15 protein-coding genes are annotated in these 19,838 nt (G+C 63.1%); 4 read left to right on the top strand and 11 right to left on the bottom strand.

Translation table 11 applies throughout. The annotated features are described in order from the left end of the window. Positions 1–185: 185 nt before the first annotated feature. Positions 186–1,640, top strand: a complete 1,455-nt coding sequence (locus tag Q1L59_RS12630; protein ID WP_300332702.1) for a deoxyribodipyrimidine photo-lyase — start codon at positions 186–188, stop codon at positions 1,638–1,640. On the opposite strand, the gene Q1L59_RS12635 is transcribed toward Q1L59_RS12630, so the two are convergent. The 5 genes from Q1L59_RS12635 to Q1L59_RS12655 all read right to left on the bottom strand — a co-directional run bounded on the left by Q1L59_RS12635 (position 1,618) and on the right by Q1L59_RS12655 (position 10,600). Next, positions 1,618–7,002, bottom strand: coding sequence for an Hpt domain-containing protein (locus Q1L59_RS12635; RefSeq protein ID WP_300332704.1), 5,385 nt, complete (start codon positions 7,000–7,002; stop codon positions 1,618–1,620). The genes Q1L59_RS12630 and Q1L59_RS12635 overlap by 23 nt on opposite strands. A 39-nt stretch (positions 7,003–7,041) precedes the next feature. After that, positions 7,042–9,207, bottom strand: a complete 2,166-nt coding sequence (locus tag Q1L59_RS12640) for a methyl-accepting chemotaxis protein (protein ID WP_300332706.1) — start codon at positions 9,205–9,207, stop codon at positions 7,042–7,044. A gap of 98 nt (positions 9,208–9,305) precedes the next feature. After that, entirely contained in the window at positions 9,306–9,815 is a 510-nt protein-coding gene (locus Q1L59_RS12645) for a chemotaxis protein CheW (RefSeq protein ID WP_300332707.1), read from the bottom strand. A gap of 15 nt (positions 9,816–9,830) precedes the next feature. Then, a complete protein-coding gene (locus Q1L59_RS12650) occupies positions 9,831–10,193 on the bottom strand; it encodes a response regulator (RefSeq protein ID WP_300332709.1) in 363 nt (120 codons plus the stop codon). Positions 10,194–10,240: 47 nt separating this feature from the next. Then, positions 10,241–10,600, bottom strand: coding sequence for a response regulator (locus Q1L59_RS12655; RefSeq protein ID WP_300332839.1), 360 nt, complete (start codon positions 10,598–10,600; stop codon positions 10,241–10,243). A gap of 458 nt (positions 10,601–11,058) precedes the next feature. On the opposite strand from Q1L59_RS12655, the gene Q1L59_RS12660 reads away from it, so the two are divergent. Genes Q1L59_RS12660 through hemL form a run of 3 tightly spaced genes read left to right on the top strand, consistent with a single transcriptional unit; the run spans position 11,059 to position 13,818 of the window. Next, positions 11,059–11,898, top strand: coding sequence for a hydroxymethylpyrimidine/phosphomethylpyrimidine kinase (locus Q1L59_RS12660; RefSeq protein WP_300332710.1), 840 nt, complete (start codon positions 11,059–11,061; stop codon positions 11,896–11,898). Next, a complete protein-coding gene (thiE, locus tag Q1L59_RS12665) occupies positions 11,895–12,548 on the top strand; it encodes a thiamine phosphate synthase (protein ID WP_300332711.1) in 654 nt (217 codons plus the stop codon). The genes Q1L59_RS12660 and thiE overlap by 4 nt, the downstream gene beginning before the upstream one ends. Further along, positions 12,535–13,818, top strand: coding sequence for a glutamate-1-semialdehyde 2,1-aminomutase (hemL, locus tag Q1L59_RS12670; protein WP_300332713.1), 1,284 nt, complete (start codon positions 12,535–12,537; stop codon positions 13,816–13,818). Before thiE ends, hemL begins: the two co-directional genes overlap by 14 nt. Before the next feature lie 12 nt (positions 13,819–13,830). Here the strand turns inward: hemL and dsbD are convergent, their stop codons facing one another. The 6 genes from dsbD to Q1L59_RS12700 all read right to left on the bottom strand — a co-directional run bounded on the left by dsbD (position 13,831) and on the right by Q1L59_RS12700 (position 19,838). Next, positions 13,831–15,618 (bottom strand): protein-disulfide reductase DsbD, encoded by a 1,788-nt coding sequence (gene dsbD, locus Q1L59_RS12675; RefSeq protein ID WP_300332715.1) that lies wholly within the window; start codon positions 15,616–15,618, stop codon positions 13,831–13,833. Further along, positions 15,619–15,951 (bottom strand): divalent-cation tolerance protein CutA, encoded by a 333-nt coding sequence (gene cutA, locus Q1L59_RS12680; RefSeq protein ID WP_300332841.1) that lies wholly within the window; start codon positions 15,949–15,951, stop codon positions 15,619–15,621. It lies immediately after the preceding gene. A 96-nt stretch (positions 15,952–16,047) separates the two neighbouring features. After that, positions 16,048–16,686 carry an alpha/beta hydrolase gene (locus Q1L59_RS12685; RefSeq protein ID WP_300332717.1) on the bottom strand — a complete coding sequence of 213 codons (639 nt, stop codon included), beginning with the start codon at positions 16,684–16,686 and terminating at the stop codon, positions 16,048–16,050. Between the two features lie 75 nt (positions 16,687–16,761). Continuing rightward, the gene (locus Q1L59_RS12690) at positions 16,762–17,070 is read right to left on the bottom strand and encodes an NAD(P)H-dependent oxidoreductase subunit E (protein WP_300332719.1); all 309 of its coding nucleotides are present in this window, start codon (positions 17,068–17,070) and stop codon (positions 16,762–16,764) included. Between the two features lie 62 nt (positions 17,071–17,132). Then, positions 17,133–18,197, bottom strand: a complete 1,065-nt coding sequence (locus Q1L59_RS12695) for a VanZ family protein (RefSeq protein ID WP_300332721.1) — start codon at positions 18,195–18,197, stop codon at positions 17,133–17,135. A gap of 141 nt (positions 18,198–18,338) precedes the next feature. Then, on the bottom strand, positions 18,339–19,838 hold the full coding sequence (locus Q1L59_RS12700; RefSeq protein WP_300332723.1) for a sodium:solute symporter family protein: 1,500 nt from the start codon (positions 19,836–19,838) through the stop codon (positions 18,339–18,341).

Consider the following 19,838-nt stretch of genomic DNA (forward strand, 5'->3'; position numbering starts at 1 on the left):
ACTCCTTCGCAACGTGAGGTGCCAAATTATGCCAGGAGCAACCTCTCGCCTGGTCAAATAACGTGCCACATCGAATTCCTGAGCTCTGCCTCAATACCCCGCCGAGATCCGGAAATCTGAATTGATGCTCTCCATATTCCTATTCTAATTCCAATCGCCGCTTTCGGCGGTGACAAAGCCAACCCATGTTCGATTCGGTTCTCGTCTGGTTCCGGCGCGATCTGCGCGACACAGACCATGGCGCGCTCGACGAGGCGCTCCGCCAAGCGCGGCGCGTCCATTGTGCGTTCATCTTCGACCGCGAGATTCTCGATGCCCTGCCCGAGCGTGCTGACCGGCGGGTCGAGTTCATCCGCGATTCGCTGCTCGAGCTCGATCAGGCTCTGCGTTTGCGTGGCGGCGGCCTGATCGTGCGCCACGGCTGGCCACGCGAAGAAATCCCGCGCCTGGCGCAGGAACTGGGCGTTGCCGCCGTCTTCGTCAACCGTGACTACGAGCCGCTGAGCAAGCGGCGCGACGCCGCCGTCGCAGCGACCCTGCGTCGGGCTGGCATCGACTTCCGTTCGTGCAAGGATCAGGTGGTGTTTGATGGCGAAGAAATCCTGAATCGTGCTGGCCACCCCTACACCGTGTTTACGCCGTACCGGAGAGCTTGGCTCGCCCGCCTGACGGAAGACCGTCCGCCCACGCCCGGCCAGCCGCCAACCGGGGCACTTGCCGCACTCCCGGCGGCCGACCAGGTGCCGACCCTGCACGCGATCGGCTTCCGCAGCAGCGATCCCGGTGCGCCACGCCTGGCGACCGGGATGAGCGGCGCGCAGACCTTGCTGGATGACTTTCTTGGACGAATCGCGCGCTACGCGGAACAAAGGAACTTTCCCGCCATCAAGGGCGTTTCATACCTGTCCGTACATTTGCGCTTTGGCACCGTCTCGATTCGTCATCTCGTCCTGCAGGCAATCGCCCACGGCGCGCTGCTCGATCCCGCCGGAGGAGCCGCCACTTGGCTCGGTGAGCTTATCTGGCGCGATTTCTACTTCATGATTCTCGATCACTTCCCGCATGTCACCGAGAGTGCGTTCCGGCCGGCGTACGACGCCATCTGCTGGGAACAGGGGACGTGGGCAGACGAAGCATTCGCCGCCTGGTGCACCGGATGCACCGGCTATCCACTGGTCGACGCAGCGATGCGGCAACTCAATCAGACCGGCTACATGCACAACCGCCTGCGCATGCTCGTCGCTTCGTTCCTGAGCAAGGATCTGGGTCTCGACTGGCGCCGCGGCGAAGCCTATTTCGCAAGCAAACTGAACGACTTCGATCTGGCAGCCAATAACGGTGGGTGGCAATGGGCAGCCTCGACCGGCTGTGATGCACAGCCGTATTTTCGCATCTTCAACCCGCTGACCCAGTCCGAGCGCTTCGACCCAGCCGGGAAATTCATTCGCCGCTACCTTCCGGAGTTGAGCAAGGTTCCCGATCGGCATCTGCACGCGCCTTGGCGCATGTCTCAGTCCGAACAAGCTGCGTGCGCAACTTTCGTCGGGGACGCCATTCGCCAGCCGCTGGTTGACCATGAAACGGCACGCCAGCGCACGCTGGCGCGCTATTCGGTGGTCAGGAATCGCGCCGCGCCTTGACGTGCTGGCCGACCAATTGCAGAAGCTCATCCTCTTGATAGGGCTTGCCGAGATAATGATCGACACCCAGATCAAGCGCATACTGCCGGTGCTTCTCGGCCGTGCGTGAAGTGATCATGATGATCGGGATCTTGCGCAGGCGCTTGTCGGCACGAATGTTTCGCGTCAGCTCGAAACCGTCCATACGCGGCATTTCGATATCGACCAGCATGACGTCCGGCAGCGTCTTGGTCAATTGCTCGAGCGCTTCAACGCCGTTCTTGGCGGTCGTCACCTGGTAACCTTCACGCGCCAGCAAACGACTGGTGATCTTGCGCACGGTCAGCGAATCGTCGACGATCATCACCGTCGGCAAGTCGCCAGCCTGCGCGGCAGTCTCCTCTCCCTTGTGCTGCACCGGTACCGGCGAGACCGCAGCCTGTGTGCGAACCCGGCTGGCCAAGGCCACCGGGTTCAGAATCAGGACAACCTGCCCGTTACCAAGAACGGTTGCGCCAGCGACGCCAATGACCCGGGCAAGCTGCGGCCCAATGTTCTTGACGACGATCTCCTGGTTGCCAACCACCGCGTCGACCTGCGTTGCGATCCTGTTTGTACCGCTGCGCAGCAGCAGCACCCAGTAGCGCGCGTGCCTTTCGGGAAGCGCCCGCAGGTCGCCGAGCAAATGCGGTAAGTAGTGGAACGGGTAGCGGTTCTCTCCCCAGACGGCGAAGTTGCCATCACGAATGCGCGCCAGACCCTTCTCGCGGAGGTCGAGAACCTGCTCGATCATGGCCGACGGAATCGCATACTGCGTGCTGCCCGAACGCACCAGCAAAGCCTTGGTGACCGCCAGCGTAAGCGGAAGGTAGAGGCGGAAGGTGGTCCCCTGTCCGGCGCTGGAGGCCACCTCGATACGGCCACCGAGACTGGCGACTTCGCTACGCAGAACATCCATGCCGATGCCGCGACCCGACAACTGCGACAGTTCGCTGGCTGTAGACACACCGGGAACAAAAATCAGGTCAACCACCCGATCGTCGTCAGCCGCCTGCTCGCGGGTCAGCAGGCCTGCTGCCAAGCCGCGTGCACGCAGGCCATCGAGGTCGAGGCCAGCACCGTCGTCGGAGAAATTGAGGATGATCTCGTTGCCTTCCTGGGTCAGGGTCAGCGCGATCTCGCCGATCTCCGGTTTGCCCCGCGCCCGACGCACTTGCGCCGTTTCCAGCCCATGGGCAACCGCATTGCGCAGCATGTGTTCGAGCGGGGCCAGCATCTTGTCGAGCACCGTTCGGTCGAGTTCCAACTGTGTCCCGCGAATCTCGAGGTTCGCGCGCTTGCCCAGTTCCTTGGCTGCCTGCCGCACGATCCGATAGAGACGATCGGCAATACTGCCGAAGGGCACCATCCGGATCGACATCAGCTCCTGTTGAACTTCACGGTTGAGCCGTGCCTGCGCCAGGATCGCAGCGTTGGCATCGTCAAGATTCTTCAACAGCGTCTGCTGGACTGTGGCGACGTCGTTCACCGATTCCGCCATCATCCGCGTCAGTTCCTGGAAGCGCGTGAAGCGGTCGAACTCGAGCGGGTCGAAGTCAGCCCGCCCTTCACCCGCTTGCGCGGTACGCGACTGCATCTGCGTCTCAGCCTGAATCTCGATATCGCGCAACTGTCGGCGCAGGCGGATGACGTTTTCGGTCAGGTCTAGCAGCGAAACCTTGATCGCCCGCATCTCGCCTTCGATGCGCGAGCGAGCAATCGACAGTTCGCCTGTTTCGTTGACCAGCCGATCGATCAGGTCGGCGCGCACACGCAAGCTCGCGCGCTGCACGGAACTGTCACCCTCGCCTTCGGCAAACTCGGGCAGACTCACGGCGTGTTCCGGCTCGCTCGTCACCGTCGCGTCATGGAGCGCCGCGGGCTGCGCGGTCGGTGTTGCGGAAACGGGCTCGCCAGCCAGATCCAGGTGGGTGTGCGCTGCCTGACCGCGCTGCAGGCTATCGACGATCTGTACGATCGCATCAAACGCGTTATCGACGTCGTCGATCAGTTCGACCGATGCCTGACCTTCGGCCTGCGCCTCAATGAGGCGTGTTTCGATCGCGTGCGTCATTTGGCCGAGGTTCATCGCCCCGGCCATGCGGGCACTTCCCTTCAGCGTATGGAACAGCCGCGCGAGCCCGCGAACGACTTCGGGGTTGGCCGGTTCTTCCCGCCAGGCAAGCAGTTGTTGCGTGATCCGCTGCGCCAGATCCAAGGCTTCGTCGATGAACAGAGGCAGCAGTTGCTCGTCCAGTTCGTCGCGTAGCGCCTGCCCATCACTGGCGCTGGCGAACGCAGCAGCAGCCGGAACGGCGGCCGGCAACTCGACAATCGCTGGCGACGCGCTGACCTCGGTAGCGACCCCGGCGGGCACCGGCTTTTCGCGCTCCTCCGGATAAAGCGCCGACAGCCGCTCGACCAGGCTGTTCGCCGGCTGCGGTTGCCGTCGGCCGGCGATTGCCACCAGCATCAAGGCCAATTCGTCGATTGTCTGGCGGACTACCTCAAGCGCTTCGAAGTTGCCCGGGTGCGCCGTCGAGTTGCGCCGCTGGAGCGCCATTTCCAGAGCTCGCCCCAAGCGATTCACCGCTGGGAAGCCGACGGTTCCGGCGATGCTGGCCAGCGTGTGCGCGGCACGATACATCTCGTTCGTCGTCGGCGCCAGAGGGTCGGCAGCCAGTGCCGAGAACTCGGCTTGCAGCGTGGCCAGATGCGTCTTCGCTTCGTCGTTGAAGATTTCGGCCAAAGACGGCGGAAGCGAAAACTCCGCCTCGCCACCCGTGTCGAACTGCCGCTCCTCGGCCAGCGGCACTCGCCTGACGTCAGTCACCGCAGCGTCTGCCGTAGCCTCGACTGCCGCACTCGCCGGTTCAAGGTGAACAGCCGGCGCTTCTGTCGCCGCAGCGGACGGCAAGGCAGGAGTAGTATCGGCCCCGCCAATCAGGCTTGCCGCCAGACTGGTCACACCGCTTGCGTCGGGCGCTTGGCCGCGTCCGGTCTTCAGATGGTCGACCCAAGCGAGGAAAACCGCGTACGACTGGCCCACTAGATCGAAAATCGGCGCGTTGACTTCGCTTTCCTGACGCAGCCAGAGATTGAGCACTTGTTCGACCGACCACGCAACTTCGCCCAGGTCACGCAGGCCGACCATCCGGCCGCTGCCCTTCAAGGTATGGACCGAGCGGCGTATCGAAGTCAAGACCTCGACATCGTGCGGGTGCTTACGCAGAGCCTGCAGATCGCGCTTGATGCTGACCAAAACTTCATCGCCCTCGTCGAGAAAGATCTCGAGCAGTTCAGCGTCGACTTCCTCGGTGCTCGCCTGGGCCAGCATCACCGTCTTGGCCGAAGGTTCCGGGGCGAGCTGAGCCGCCGGCTTGAGCGTCGCCATCGCTTCGTCGATCTGCTCGGCGGCATCGCCGCCGGCCGCCAGGGCGGAAAGCACCTGCTTGGTTTGCTGGCCGAGTTCGCTGTCTGCTACCAGATCGGCGTCCTTTTGCAGCGCGGTGAGGTTCTGCCGGATTTCCTGGCGAAGTTCGGCATCGCTCGGCTGCTCGCGCAGCGCAACCAGGAGCGCATGCGCCTCGATCTTCTGTTGTTCGACCTCCTGCTCGACCGTAGCCTCGGCCAATTCGCTAGCCGCCTTGCTGGGCTCTGCGCGCAGGCGGTCAACAAACGTGGCAAAGCTCGTCGCGCCATGCTGCAAGGCATCGACAAAGAAGCCAATCAGCGACAGTTGTTCGGCGACACGCTCGAATTCATCCTCGGGCGGTCGTGTAGCCGCCTCGGCAAACGCCCTGATCTGAGTCGCGCACGCCTGAAGAACGGCGACCGCGTCGTCATGACGCATCATGGTCAGGGCACCCGCGACCTGATGCAGCGGTCCTTCGAGACCCTTAAGCTCGACGCGTTTTTCCGGGTCACGGAAGAAGGCGTCGAGCACCTGTTCGACCAGCGCAAGGTTGCTTTGAATCTCCTTGGCAACCTGAACAGTCAGCAGCTTTTCCTGGGCCCGACGCGACATTTCGTCGAGCGACGGATGCTCCGATTCTGGCGGCGGAGGCGTGCCCGTCAGGCAATCATGGATCCGCTCGATCATGACGCTTACCTGGTGGCCGAAACTCTGCTCCAGGTGTTGCATGTTTTCCAGGGCGTGTTGAGCAAGAAGAATGGCCGTCGCCACCTCCATCGCCAAAGCGTCCGTATGCCGTGTCGGGTCGTGATTCAGTATCCCGGCGACGCGCGAAAGTATCTCGACCAAGCGACGAAAGTCGGCTTGCCCGAGATCCTCGACCAGTGCCGCGAGCGTCCCGACATTGCTCTTGAAGGTCGGCAGCGCCTGCACAATCCCGGCACAGAATCGGTTCCAGCTCTCCTCGCTGGCGGCGATCGCGTCACGCAACGAGCGGCGCAGAGCCTCCGCAGCCACCGGCGGCGATGCTGCCGGCGCTGGCAGCAGCGGCGCCAACTGGTAAGCTTCCTTGACCCTGCGAACGGCCCGGTCCTTGCTATCAGCAATCGCGACAAGGTAGAGGGCGTCGCGCATCAATCGCTCGGCAACGTTTTTCGATCCCTCGAGCAAACGGCGCATCTGCAAGTCAATGCGCGTGCATAGTTGCCTCGTCTCGGCGTCCTGCGCGAGCGAGCGCTCGGCAAGCGCACCCATGAAAGCGCCAGCGATCCACCAGAACGAGCGGGCGGACGGCGTTTCCTGCACCGCTTCGACATGTTTGACCGCAGCCCGCATCTCCTGCACGCCGGCCGCTTCCAGCGGAGCCCGCAACCAACTGAGCAAACCACGCTGAAAGTGAGCCCGCTGCTGCCGCAAGTGGTTCTGCAGGTCGCTGCGACCGAGACGAAGCGGCGGGCCGCTGCGGCGCGGCGGACGCACGCGCAGGTTGGGGAAAAAGAGGTCGGTGGGCGCAACCCGCGCCTCGCCACGCGCCAACTGGATCTCGCGGTACAGCGGCAGCAAGCGCAGCGGCTGGTTCGGCTGTCCGTCGACCAGGTCGTCGAGAAAGTGGCCGATCGCCGCCAAAGCGCGCTGCGCAAGCGCAATGACCGCCCCCTCGGGCACCGCTGGCTGCAATTCCGCGGTCTCCAGCAGGGACTCCAGCGCGTCGGCAAATTGCGTCACGCCGTCCAGGCCGACAATGGTCAGCGCACCATGCACCTGGTGCAGATGCGTGCGACTGAAGCGCAACTGCGTGCGGTCACTTCGCCCTTGCGCCGATCCCGCAAGGAACTCCTTCAAGGCGTCATCAGCACGCTGCAGTGCGAGGTCAATCTCGCTCTTGACCCAGGCGAGTGGGCCGATATCGAAGTCCGTCGGGGAATTCATTTCGCGCAGTCCCTCCGTTCCGGCTTCCTGGGAGCTAGATCAGGACACCTTGAAGCCAGCCACCGATCCCTTGAGTTCGGTCGCGAGACCGGCCAGCTCGCCAATTGCCGCCGCCGTCTTCTGCGTGCCGGCCGTCGTCTGTCCGGTAACCAGCAGGATCTCCTGCATCTTGCGTGCAACCTTGGTGGCCGATTCGGCTTGCTGTCGCGTCGCTGCGGAAATCGTGTCGATCAGTTCGGTGAGTTCACGGGACACCTTTTCGATCTCGGCCAGCGCCTGTCCGGCAGCATCCGACAGGCGTGCGCCAACGACAACTTCGCGCGTCGACTCCTCCATCGCCGAAACCGTGTCCTGGGTATCGTTCTGAATCGTCCTGACAATCGCACCAATCTGCTTGGTCGCTTCGCCCGAGCGCTCGGCCAGGCGCTGCACTTCCTCGGCAACCACGGTAAACCCGCGTCCAGCCTCGCCGGCTGATGCCGCCTGAATAGCCGCGTTCAGGGCGAGAACGTTGGTTTGCTCGGTAATGTCCGAAATCAGTTCGACGATTTCGCCAATCTCCTGCGACGATTCCCCGAGCCGCTTGATCCGCTTCGAGGTTTCCTGAATCTGGTCGCGAATCTTGTTCATTCCCTTGATCGAGTCGGTGACCGCTTTGGTGCCTTTCTCGGCCGCCGTGAGCGACTGACGAGCGACGGTCGCTGACTGCTTGGCATCATCCGAAACGTTGGTCATCGAAGTCGCCATGGCCAGCGCCGATTGGCCAGCACCCTTGATCTCGGCCGCCTGACGCTCGGCTGCGGCCAGCAGCTCGGCAGAGGTCTGCTGGGCGATCCCGGTCGCCACGGTAACCCGCCCAGCCGCGTCGTTGATTCGCCCGACAAGGACGCGCAACTCTTCGATCGTGTAGTTGATCGAGTCGGCAATAGCGCCGGTGATATCCTCGGAAACGGTTGCAGTGACGGTCAGGTCGCCGTCGGCGAGGTCACCGAGTTCGTTCATCAGGCGCAGGATCGCACCCTGATTCTGACGATTGAGGAGTTCGCTGGCTTGCCGACTTTGCTCGGCTTTCTCGGCTTGCCGCTGGTTCTCGGCGAGATAGGTGCGCGCGATCAGATAGAGCAGCAGCAAGGCTACGAGAATCAGGACCAGCAGACTGATGGCATAGGCCGCGCGTTGCCCGAGGCTGCCCTGGTAGGCCTGGGCAAGCTGATCGGTCATTTGCAGCAGCTCTTCGCTATCACGGAAAATCTGCGAGCCGGCCTGTTTGGCGATCACCAGCTTCTGCATGTTGGCGAGAATGCCGCTGACGGCTGTGCGGTACTCGGTAAAGCGCGCATCGAGTTCGTTGAGTTTTTGCTTGGTCTCGTTGTCGGTCGCCGCCGCGATGCGCAGTTGATCGCTCCCCTTGCTCAGCGCCCGCAAGGTATCGCGGAAGGTGTTCGTATCCTTGCCGAGCAGGAAGGCGATCTCCGGGTCAATCGCGTCGCCGACCAGCAGCGCGCTGGCGTTCTTGGCGATCCTTTGGGTCAGCATCACCAATTGGCTGGCAGCGGCAATCTCGCGTAACCCGGAGCTGTTCTGCATCTTGAGCGCGGCCACCTGTTCCGCAACCTCGAGCAACTGCGGGTTTTTCTCGTTGATCGAAGCGACATCCTTGCCCAGGGAAATCAGGTTTTTCTCCATTTCAAGCAGACGTGCAGCATTCTTGTCGGTCTTGTCCCAGGTTTGCGTCAAGGCCTGCAGTTGCGGCTGAACGCTGTCCGGAGACGCCGGAACCGTCGTCCCCGCGACCTGACCACCATTGGTCAGCCGATCGAGATTGGTGGCAAAGCCTTCGCGCGAATCCTTCAGTTGCTGAAATGCATTGGCATCGCCGAGCAGCGCCAGGCTCGATGCCTTCGCCAGCCTTTGCGACAACATGCGCATCTCGCCCGCAGCGGCGACGTAGGCCGTGCCATTGCTTGCCTGGCTACTGTCCCGGAAAACGACGACAGCGATGATCAGCACGACGAACAACAGACACGCCCCGAGGATCTGCATTTGCTGACCGATCGGATACTGCCGAAGAAAGGCGGGTAAATGCGCCGCCTCTCCCTTTCCTTCGGGCTGACCCGATTCCATGACCGTACGAGCTGAAGAGGTCTCGCTGCCCGACCCTGTCACTCGCGACAAGAACGCCGACAGCTTAGTCTTGATCGTCATTTTGCTTCTCCGTTTACGCTGCCTCGACGGCGTGAATAGCTGTCGACAAGTCTTGCTTGATACGAAAGCGCCTCACTCGATATGAGAGTGAAAGCGCCTCAAACGCCAATGTCCATGAACGCCCCGTCGCTGAGCAACTCGCGCACCTTGATCTTCTTCCAGTGACGCCCCTCGTTGTCGGTGTACGCTTCTCGCGCCCATGCCGGCACTCGTCCGTCGGGCGCCTGCGGGGTCAACGCTTCAACATAACGCAGGCCGACCATGCGGGTCACCAGCAAGGCGGCATTGGTACCATAGCGGGTACCGATCAACAATAGACGGGACGTTGCGTTCTTCGGCGTCGCCTCGTTACCAAGAAATGCCGACAGGTCGATCACCGAATAAAGGCTGCCACGTATATTGGCAATCCCGGCAAACCAAGGCTTGGTCAGCGGTACAGCGGTCAACGGGGTCAGCGGTACGATCTCGCCCGAATCTGCGAGATCGAGCAACCAGTAATCGGAACCCGCCTGAACTCCGAGGAGTCCGGCCGACTTCTCGGCCGTGCTACCCGCCAGTCGTGCCGCGAGGTATGACTGGAACTCGTGCAGACTGATCTTCTTGGCCATCCTTTGCTCGCTCTGCTACAACGCAGCAATCTTGGCCAGCAACTCCTGACCGTTGACCGGCTTGACCAGGTAGTCATGGGCGCCCTGGCGCAGTCCCCAAATCCGGTCGGTTTCCTGACCTTTCGTCGTACACACGATGATTGGGATGTTTCTGGTCACCTGGTCGCGACTGAGCGTGCGGGTCGCCTGGTAACCGTTGAGACCCGGCATGACGATGTCCATCAACACCAGATCGGGCAGCTCGCTCTTTGCTTTGGCAATGGCCTCCTCGCCACTTTCCGCTGTAATCACCTCATAACCGCTACCGGTCAGCAGGGTCTTCATGACATGGCGCTCGGTCGGCGAATCATCGACAACGAGGATTTTCTTGATGGTCATGAGCTGTTCTTGCCTCTTCGCGTGCCTGTCGGGATTGCCGCGCCGGCTCAGCTAGCCGGCAGGGCATACGCGGCTACCGCCTTCAACAGGCTTTCCTTGGTGAACGGTTTGGTAAGGTAGTGGTCTGAGCCAACCATTCGACCGCGTGCACGATCGAACAAGCCGTCTTTCGACGACAGCATGATGACCGGGGTTGCCCGAAAACGCTGGTTCTTCTTGATCAGGGCGCACGTCTGGTAACCGTCGAGACGCGGCATCAGGATGTCGCAGAAGATGACCGCCGGCTGATGATCGGCAATCTTCGCCAAGGCGTCAAAGCCGTCCTCGGCAAGCAGCACCTGACAGCCAGCCTGCACGAGGAATATCTCGGCGCTGCGCCGGATCGTATTGCTGTCGTCGACAACCATGACCTTGATTCCGCGCAGGTCAGCAGCTTCAGTCAAGTGCATCCTCCATTGATATCCCTGATCGCCGTCCGACCAGGCTTGCCCGTGCTGTCGGAAGCCACCACGGGCGGCCGCCGACTCCGACGACCCGTTACTATACCGCATTGTCTTGCCAATACGTCCATTATGCCTTCCGCAAGCATGCGCTCGCGCTCGCCGCAAACTGCTGGGCTGGTCGTCGTCTCGCTGGCGGCAGCCCGGGGCTTCCGGCCGGCGGTGGATCCATCGCGAGCCGGAGCACACCGCCAGCCACTGATCATCCCGTGGGCGCCGGCACCCCCGATGCCATGGGCGGAACCAACCCCGGTTTTCGGTTAGAATCGCGGAGAACTTGGACGGATTCTAGCTAATGCGCTGACCCACTGCCAAGTCTTTATTTCTTAGACACTAGCAATTTCTTCGCAGGTAGCCCGTGGCGCATGGATGAGCGCTTTGACAAACGCACGCCGCCGCTCGTTCTCAGCTTTGCCGCCAGTGATCCCTCCGGCGGTGCGGGTCTGCAAGCCGACCTCCTGACGATCGGCACACTCGGCTGCCATCCGCTCTCGGTCATCACTGCGCTGACGGTACAGGATACCGTCGGCGTCAGCCACCTGCTGCCGGTTGATCCAGCGTACGTCGAACAGCAGGCACGCGGGCTGCTGATGGACATGCCGGTCGCCGCCTGCAAGGTCGGCCTGACCGGCAGCGTCGACAACATCGCAGCGATCGCCCGCGTGCTCGCCGAACACCCACATGTACCAGTGGTCGTCGACCCGGTTCTCGCCTCGGGCCGGGGCGACCCGCTGGCCGACGAAAAAACAATTGATGCGCTGTTCGATCAACTTTTCCCGCTGGCTACGCTGCTCACCCCGAACACGCTCGAGGCCAAGCGCTTGGCCAGAACGGTTCTGAATGAGGAGCCGTCAGGCGGCCCGGCGCAAGCGCAGCACCTGCTGACCAGTGGCTGCGAGTATGTTCTGTTGACCGGAACGCACGCTACCACTGAGCAGGTTGAAAACACGCTTTTTCGCCGTGGGCACGGCCTGCTTCGGCGCGATTGCTGGCCCCGCCTGGCGGACAGCTACCATGGCTCGGGCTGCACGCTGGCCTCTGCCATTGCCGCGTTTCTCGGCCGCGGCTCGTCGGTGGTCGACGCGGTGTACCTGGCGCAGGCGTACACCTGGCGGACGCTGGCGGCTGGCTTTCGTCCGGGACGCGGCCAGCATATCCCGAATCGCTTCTTTGCCAGCAGTGCGCCGATGGTCGGCGAGCGATGATCGCAGCCGGCCGGCGCGCCTTGCGTGGCCTCTACGCAATCACGCCCGAAGGGCTGACGCGGGCAGATCTTCTTCTGCACGTACGCGCGGCCTTGGCCGGCGGCGCCGTGTTGGTTCAATATCGCGACAAGCTGACGAGTGGCAGCGAGCGCCAGACGACCGCGTCCGCCCTGCGCGCACTCTGTCACGAGTTTGGCACCCCGCTGCTGATCAACGACGATCTCGATCTCGCGCTCGCGGTAGACGCCGATGGCGTACACCTTGGCAGCGACGACGGCGATTGGTGCGCTGCCCGCCGACGCCTCGGGCCTGAGCGGCTGCTCGGCGTCTCGTGCTATGCGGATATCGAGCTGGCACGCCAGGCAGTCCGCGCGGGAGCGGATTATTTCGCCTTCGGTGCGGTTTTCCCGTCGGCGACAAAACCGCTCGCCGTGCGCGCCGAGTTGTCGCTGTTCGCCCAGTGCCGGCAGGAGTTCGCCACCACGGTCTGTGCCATCGGCGGCATCACGCTGGAAAATGCGCCCAGCCTGCTCGCGGCCGGCGCCGACCTGCTGGCCGTAATCAGCGATCTCTTCGCGGCACCTGAGGTGCGGGAACGGGCCGCTGCCTACCAACATCTGTTCAAGGATACCTGCCGTGACTTCCCGTAATCAGAAGCTCTTCGAACGCGCTCAGGAGCATATCCCCGGCGGCGTCAATTCTCCGGTGCGCGCTTTCCGTTCGGTCGGCGGCATACCGCGTTTTCTCGCCGAGGGTCGTGGCCCGCGCGTGATCGACGCCGACGGCACAAGCTATATCGACTATGTCGGCTCGTGGGGCCCGTTGATTCTCGGCCACGCTCATCCGGCCGTCGTCGAGGCCGTTTGTTCAGCCGCCACTCGAAGTTTGTCGTTTGGCGCGCCAACCGAGAGCGAAGTGGAAATGGCCGAACTGCTGTGTGCCGCGCTACCGTCGCTCGAAATGGTCCGTCTGGTCAGTTCGGGAACCGAAGCAACGATGAGCGCCATCCGTCTGGCGCGCGGCTTTACCGGGCGTGACCTGCTGATCAAGTTCGAAGGCTGTTATCACGGGCATTCGGACAGCCTGCTGGTGAAAGCTGGCTCCGGCCTGCTCACCTTCGGCACGCCGAGCTCGAGTGGCGTGCCGGGCGATCTCGTCAAACACACGCTGGTACTCGACTACAACGACCTCGCCGGACTCGCGGCAAGCTTTGCCGAGCGTGGCAGCCAGATCGCGGGCGTGATCGTCGAACCGGTCGCCGGCAACATGAACCTGATCGCGCCGCGTCCCGACTTCCTGCGCGCATTGCGCGAGTTGTGCAGCGAGCACGGCGCGCTGCTCATTTTCGACGAAGTGATGACCGGTTTTCGCGTCGGTGCACAAGGTGCGCAGGGCCTCTACGGGATCACGCCGGACTTGACGACGCTCGGCAAGGTCATTGGTGGTGGGATGCCGGTCGGCGCCTTTGGCGGCCGGCGCGAGGTGATGGCCAAGGTGGCGCCGCTGGGTTCGGTATACCAGGCAGGCACCTTGTCGGGTAACCCGGTAGCGGTCGCGGCCGGCCTGGCGACACTCAAGCTAGTGTGTGGTGAGGATGGCTTTTACGAACGCCTGGCACAGCGTACCGGGCAACTCGTAGACGGCTTGTCGGCTGCCGCCCGACGCGCGGGCATCCCTTTTTCGGCGCAGGCCATCGGCGGCATGTTCGGGCTGTACTTTCGCGCCGAATGTCCGCAAACCTACGCCGAGGCGCTGGATAGCGATCAGGCGGCATTCAAGCGCTTCTTCCATGCCATGCTGGCGGCCGGACACTACTTCGCGCCGTCTGCCTTCGAAGCCGGCTTCGTCTCGGCTGCCCACGGCGAAGCCGACATTGCCGCAACCGTGGCGGCTGCCGAGGAGATCTTCCGCAACTGGTGAGAAAAGGCGGCGCTACTCGCGCAGACTTGCCAGCAAGCCGAGAAACTCGTCGGCACCCTGCAGGCCAACGATGCGGACGCCTTCGATCTCCTTGCCGGAACGGTCGAAGAAGATGATCGCCGGCGGGCCATAGACCTTGAAACGCTGCAGCAACGCCTGATCCTGCTCCGAGTTGCGGGTCACGTCGGCTTGCAGCAGCGTCCACCGGGCGAGTTCGGCCTGCACGCGCGGATCGGCAAACGTCGTCCGCTCCATTTCCTTGCAGGTGACACACCAATCGGCGTAGAAATCGAGCATCACCGGCCGCTGCGCCGACTTGACCCGCGCCGCCACTTCATCGACCGAGCCGACGCGGACGAAAGGCAGGGGACGCGTCTCGCCACCGGAAGCACCATTGCGCAGCACCGAGAGCGGCTGCAACGGATCGCGCGAGCCGGCCAGAGCACCAAGCAACAGGGCCGCGCCACACAGCAGCAGGACGATGCCGATTCCCTTCCAGAAGCGCTGCCAACCCCGGGCATGCACCGGAAGCGGGTCGAGCGCATGCAGATAGCTGGCGGAGACGATCAGTAGCAAGGCCCAGGCCAGCATGCCGGCCACCCCGGGCAGCAGCGGCGAGACCAGCCACAGCGCGGTGGCCAGAAGGATCACGCCGAAGGTCTTCTTGATCGCTTCCATCCACGCCCCCGACTTCGGCAGCAGCGTGCCAGCGGACACGCCGACCGCCAGCAGCGGCGCGCCCATTCCCAGGCCCATCGCAAACAGAGCCGCACCACCGAGCAGGGCGTCGCCGGTCTGACCAATGTAGAGTAGCGCGCCGGCCAGCGGCGCAGCGACGCAGGGGCCGACGATGACCGCCGACAGCGCACCCATCAAGGCCACCCCGGGGAGGGAACCACCGCGTAACTGACGCGCCTCGTCCGACACCTTGCTCTGCACGAAGGTCGGCAACTGCAGTTCGAAAAAGCCGAACATCGACAACGCGAGCACGACGAAGATGGCGGCGAAACTGCCGATGACCCATGGATTCTGCAGCGCCGACGACAACAGTGTTCCGCTCAAACCAGCAAGAACGCCGGCGACGGCGTAGGTCAGCGCCATTCCCAGGACGTAGGCGAGCGATAGTGAAAAGCCGCGCAGATGCGAAACACCGTGTCCGTCGCGCCCAGCACCGACGATGATGCTCGAAACGATCGGAATCATCGGGAAAACACAAGGGGTCAGCGACAGCAAGAGGCCGAATCCGAAGAAACTGGCAGCGAGCAGCCAGAAACCGGCGTGCTGAAAGAGGCGCGCAATGCGGCCCGACTCGTCGTTCATCGGGCGTCGATCGGTGCCACCAGCGGACGGTGAGCCTTCGACGACGGCGTCCGGTAGTTGCACGGTCAGTCTGTGCTGCTGTGGCGGATAGCAGACGCCGGCGTCGGCACAGCCTTGCGAGCTGAGCTTCAGCGTCAGCGGCAACGACCCGAAACTGGTCCGCGTGACCGGCAACCGAAAGAGCACTTCGTCGTAGTACACCTCGACCCTGCCGAAGGTTTCGTCATCCTTTGCCTTGCCGGGTGGCAAGGTCGGTGGCTCGAACGGCACACTCGTCGGGTCGAGCGCGAAGCGAAACTTGTCGCGGTACAGGTAATAGCCTTTGGCGATGGCAAAGCGAACCTCGATCGTGCGCTCGTCGACCGCGCGTGCCGTTGGCCGAAAGGCGACGGCCGGATCAAGAAACTCATCCGCCTGCCCGCTCAGGGCAAGAAACAACAGCAAGGAAAGCAACCAGCGAATCACGACAGCCTTGGCCAATCAGTCACCCTGCGATACTTCGTCGGCGACCCAGGCGAGATAGCCCGGCAAGCCGTGCGCAATCGGCCAAGCGATCACTTCCGGGAGTTCGTACGGATGGCGGGCAAGGATCGCCGCTTCGAGTGCCGGGTAGCGCTCGCTGGTCGTCTTGATCAGCAAGGGCACTTCATCGCTGGCCTCGATCGTTTCCTGCCAGCGGTAGACCGACCGGCACCCGGCGAGGATATTTACGCAGGCGGCCAAGCGTTGCGCGACGAGATCCTGCGCCAGCGCCTCGGCGATAGAACGGTCGGGCAAGTTGGTCAGAACGAGCAACGCAGTCACAGGATGGATTCTACTCCCCGGCGTTCCCGCGCCGGTTGTTCGCTGCAGTTCTACCCGCTGGCGCGGCGTGACTGCCGGTTCTTCGCCCTTGCTCCGCCATTGAACTCAATGCCGCCAGGCGCGGCTGACGATCTCGCGAATGACATGCAGCCGGCGATGGAAAAAGTGGTCGGCGCCCGGCACGACGACCACCGGTAGCTCAAGCGGCCGCGCCCAGGCAATGACATTCGCCAGCGGCACGGTGGTGTCCTCCGACCCGTGGATAACGATGGTGTCGGAAGGAACCGCGCGCGTCTGGTAGAGCCGTGCACCTTCGACGAAACCCGAGGCCGTACCGACGAGAACCAGGCGCTGCGCCGGGTGGCCCAGCGCGCAGAGCGCTTCGGCCACGCGCGTCTGCACGTAGGCACCAAAGGAAAAGCCGGCGAGCGCCACCGGCAGGTTGCCATAACGACATTTCGCTTCGGCAATGACCGCCAGCAGATCGTCGCACTCGCCCTGGCCATCGTCGTGCTTGCCGGCGGTCTGGCCGACGCCACGAAAATTCGGCCGCAAGGCGACATAGTCGAGGTGGTTGAACGTACGAGCCAGGGTCTGCACAACTTTGTTGGTATTGCCACCGCCGAAGAGCGGATGCGGATGCGCCACCAGCGCGATGCCGCGCGGCGCGCCGGGATTTTCCACGGTGATCTCGATCTTGCCGATCGGCCCGTCGATCAGCAACTGCTCGGGCGCCAGTCTCATGGCCAGGCGCGCAAATTCTGCACGCGGCGTGCCTTCGCCAGCTCCGGCGCCCGACAGCGAGCAGCGCCCGGGCAATCAGATGCGCAAGCGATCGACGACGCGCCCATGCAGCAGATGCTCCTGGATAATTTCTTCGATGTCTTCATGATCAACGTAGCGGTACCAGACGCCTTCCGGATAGACGACGACGACCGGGCCGTCGTCGCAGCGGTCCATGCAGCCCGCCTTGTTGATACGAACCTTGCCCGCACCCTTCAGTTGCAACTCGGCGACCCGGTCCTTGGCATAGGTCTGCGCCGCAGTCGCTCCCGCGTCATTGCAGCAGGTTTCGCCTGCACCACGCTGATTGCAGCAGAAAAAGACGTGATACTTGAAATGGCTCATGAACCGATGCTCCTTGCTCGCTACGGCAACCAGCGACGACGGTCGATTGTAACGTATTCCCGTTACAAGCGCCGGCCGAGCACGGTGAGATAGGGCAGCGCGAGAAAAGGCCACAAACTCGCCGCCCAGCGGGTCAATCCATTGAAGTTGAGGAAATGCCCCTGCCGCCAGGCGGCAAGGGCGGCTTCCGAATACGGGTTGGGCGGCGCCAGGTTGACCAGCGCGGTGCCCACCATCAGGGCGACGCCAGCCAGCGCAACACGGATTCCTGCCGGCAGAAAAAGCACGATGGCGAGGAGCACGCTGCCGACCAGCAAACCGATCTGGGCACCCGGGGTAAGCCAGGCAAAGGCGTCTTCCGGTGCCACCAGGACGGCCGCAGCGAGTGTCCTGATGGCCAGAGCGAGCAGAAAGAAGGCAAGCACGACCATCGACGACTGCGCACGGTCAAGCAACATAGTACGGACGAACAAGCCGATACTCAGGGTGTTGCAGGCAATGACGCCGGTTTCGAGAACGAAGAAGGACGATGCCGCGTAAGGCAGGGCTGGCGTCAGGCCAAGTACATGGCGCAGGTCGCCGGTACCAAAGAGTAGCGTTTCCGGCGACAACTGCGACACCAGCCAGAAGCCGATCAGGACCAGGCCCGCTTCAGCGTAGGGAACCTGCGCCAGCAAGTCCTGCTGGACCTGGGCGATCCGCCGGAAGATCCGCTTGCCGTTCCAGACGGCAATAATTGCTCCGACAGCAGCGCCAACGCTGTTGCAGGCGAGATCGAGATTCGACGGCACGCGCGCCGGCAACCAGTTCTGCAGGCACTCGAGGCTGAAACTGAGCGTCCCGCCGAGGAGCGCGGCAACCAGCGCTGCGCTCCACCGGCCAGGTAGGCGGCGCAAGGAAAGCGCCAGAAGAAAGCCGAGCGGAAGGTATGCGATGACGTTGACCGACAGATCGAAGACGGTCCAATAGCGTGGCCAGGGTGCGCTCAGAAAAGCCAGCGGCGGAACCCCGACGTGGCGCCAGCCGCTCAGCGGGTACAGACTGGCGTAGCTGATCACGACGACGTAAGCGAGCGCAAGCGCGAGCGGCAGCCGCGTCGCCGGTGACAGGCTGCGCCGAGCGGGCATGCTGTTGACCGGGATCTCGTGTGATCTGCGGAAGAACGCCATCAGGCAGATAGGCAGCGCAAAAAGCCGTCATTGTAGTGCTTGCGGCGAGGTTGGCGCAGGCGCCCGCCGGCGGGAATGCCGCAGGACTTGGCGCGCGGCCTACCTCTTGCGGTGGTCATGCAGGGCTTCCGCATGGTGCGTTTGCGCCGCAGCATGGTGATGCAAGCGGTGATGAAGATCGCCTGCCGGTGCTCCCCGGCCAATGTGCTGCGGCAAGAGCGACCCGCTCAGCATGCCGGCGATGCTGACCAGCAGGCCGATGAGCTGCGCCGGAACCAGTGGCTGCTCGACGAGCGTCTCGGCAAGCAGCCAAGCCGCCAAGCCACCCACGATCGCAGCCAAGGCGCCTTGCGTCGTCGCGCGTCGCCAGTAGGCGCCGAACACCAGCGGAACGAAAGCGCCGGCCAGGGTGACCTTGTAGGCGTTTTCCACCATCTTGAAGATCGACGCTTCCGAATTGAGCGCAAAGACGAGGACGATGCCGGTAAAGCAGACCAGCGTGATGCGCATCATGCGCAGGAAAGCATGATCGCCGGCTGCCGGAAAGAAGCCGCGCACGACGTTTTCCGAAAACGCGACCGACGGCGCGAGCAGAGTTGCCGAAGAGCAGCTCATGATCGCCGAGAGAACGGCACCAAAAAAAACCGCCTGGGCAAGCAGCGGCGTATGTTCGAGGACGAGCGTCGGCAACACCAGTTGCGAGTCGCTCTCGATCAGGCGATTGAACTGCTCTGGGTCGATCAACGTGGCCGCGTAGGCGATGAACATCGGGATGAAGGTAAAGCAGAAGTAGAGCGCCCCGCCGAGCAGCGACGCCTGGATCGCGATACGCGCGCTACGCGCCGAGGTAATGCGCTGGAAGACGTCCTGTTGCGGAATCGAGCCAAGCATCATCGTCATCCACGCAGCGAGAAAAGCCAGCCATTCGGCGGCCCCACCGCTCGGGAAGAAATCGAGCTTGCCGGCCTCGGCTGCCTGCCGGACGACCGTCTCGACGCCGCCGGTCATGCCGCTGACCAGGTAGCCGATGTAAGCCATGCCGCCCATGACCACCGTCATCTGCACAAAGTCGAGAATGGCGACCGAAAACATGCCGCCGAAGGTCGTGTAGGTAAGCACGATCGCTGCGCCGAGAATCATTCCGGCGTTCGCACTGACCGTACCGTTGGTGACCACGCTGAAGACCAGGCCAAGCGCCTTGATTTGCGCCGACACCCAGCCGAGGTAGGAAGCGACGATGCACAACGTGGTCAGCAGTTCGACGCTGCGGTCGTAGCGCAAGCGGAAGAAGTCTCCCAGCGTGAGCACATTCAGGCGGTAGAGCGTCGTTCCATAGAAAACGCCGGCGATCACCAGGCACAGGCTGGCGCCAAAGGGATCGGCGACGACACCGCGCAAGCCGTCCTTGACGAAGGTTGCCGACACACCGAAAACCGCTTCGGCACCGAACCAGGTTGCAAAAACGGTGGCGGTCACCACCGGCAGCGGCAAGCTGCGGCCGGCAACTGCGAAATCTTTCGCGCTATGCACCCGAGTCGCCGCATACAGGCCAATGCCGATCGAAACCATCAGATAGATGACGATGAACCAGATCAGCAT

Source organism: Accumulibacter sp., from assembly GCF_029255125.1.
Classification (GTDB): Bacteria; Pseudomonadota; Gammaproteobacteria; order Burkholderiales; family Rhodocyclaceae; genus Accumulibacter.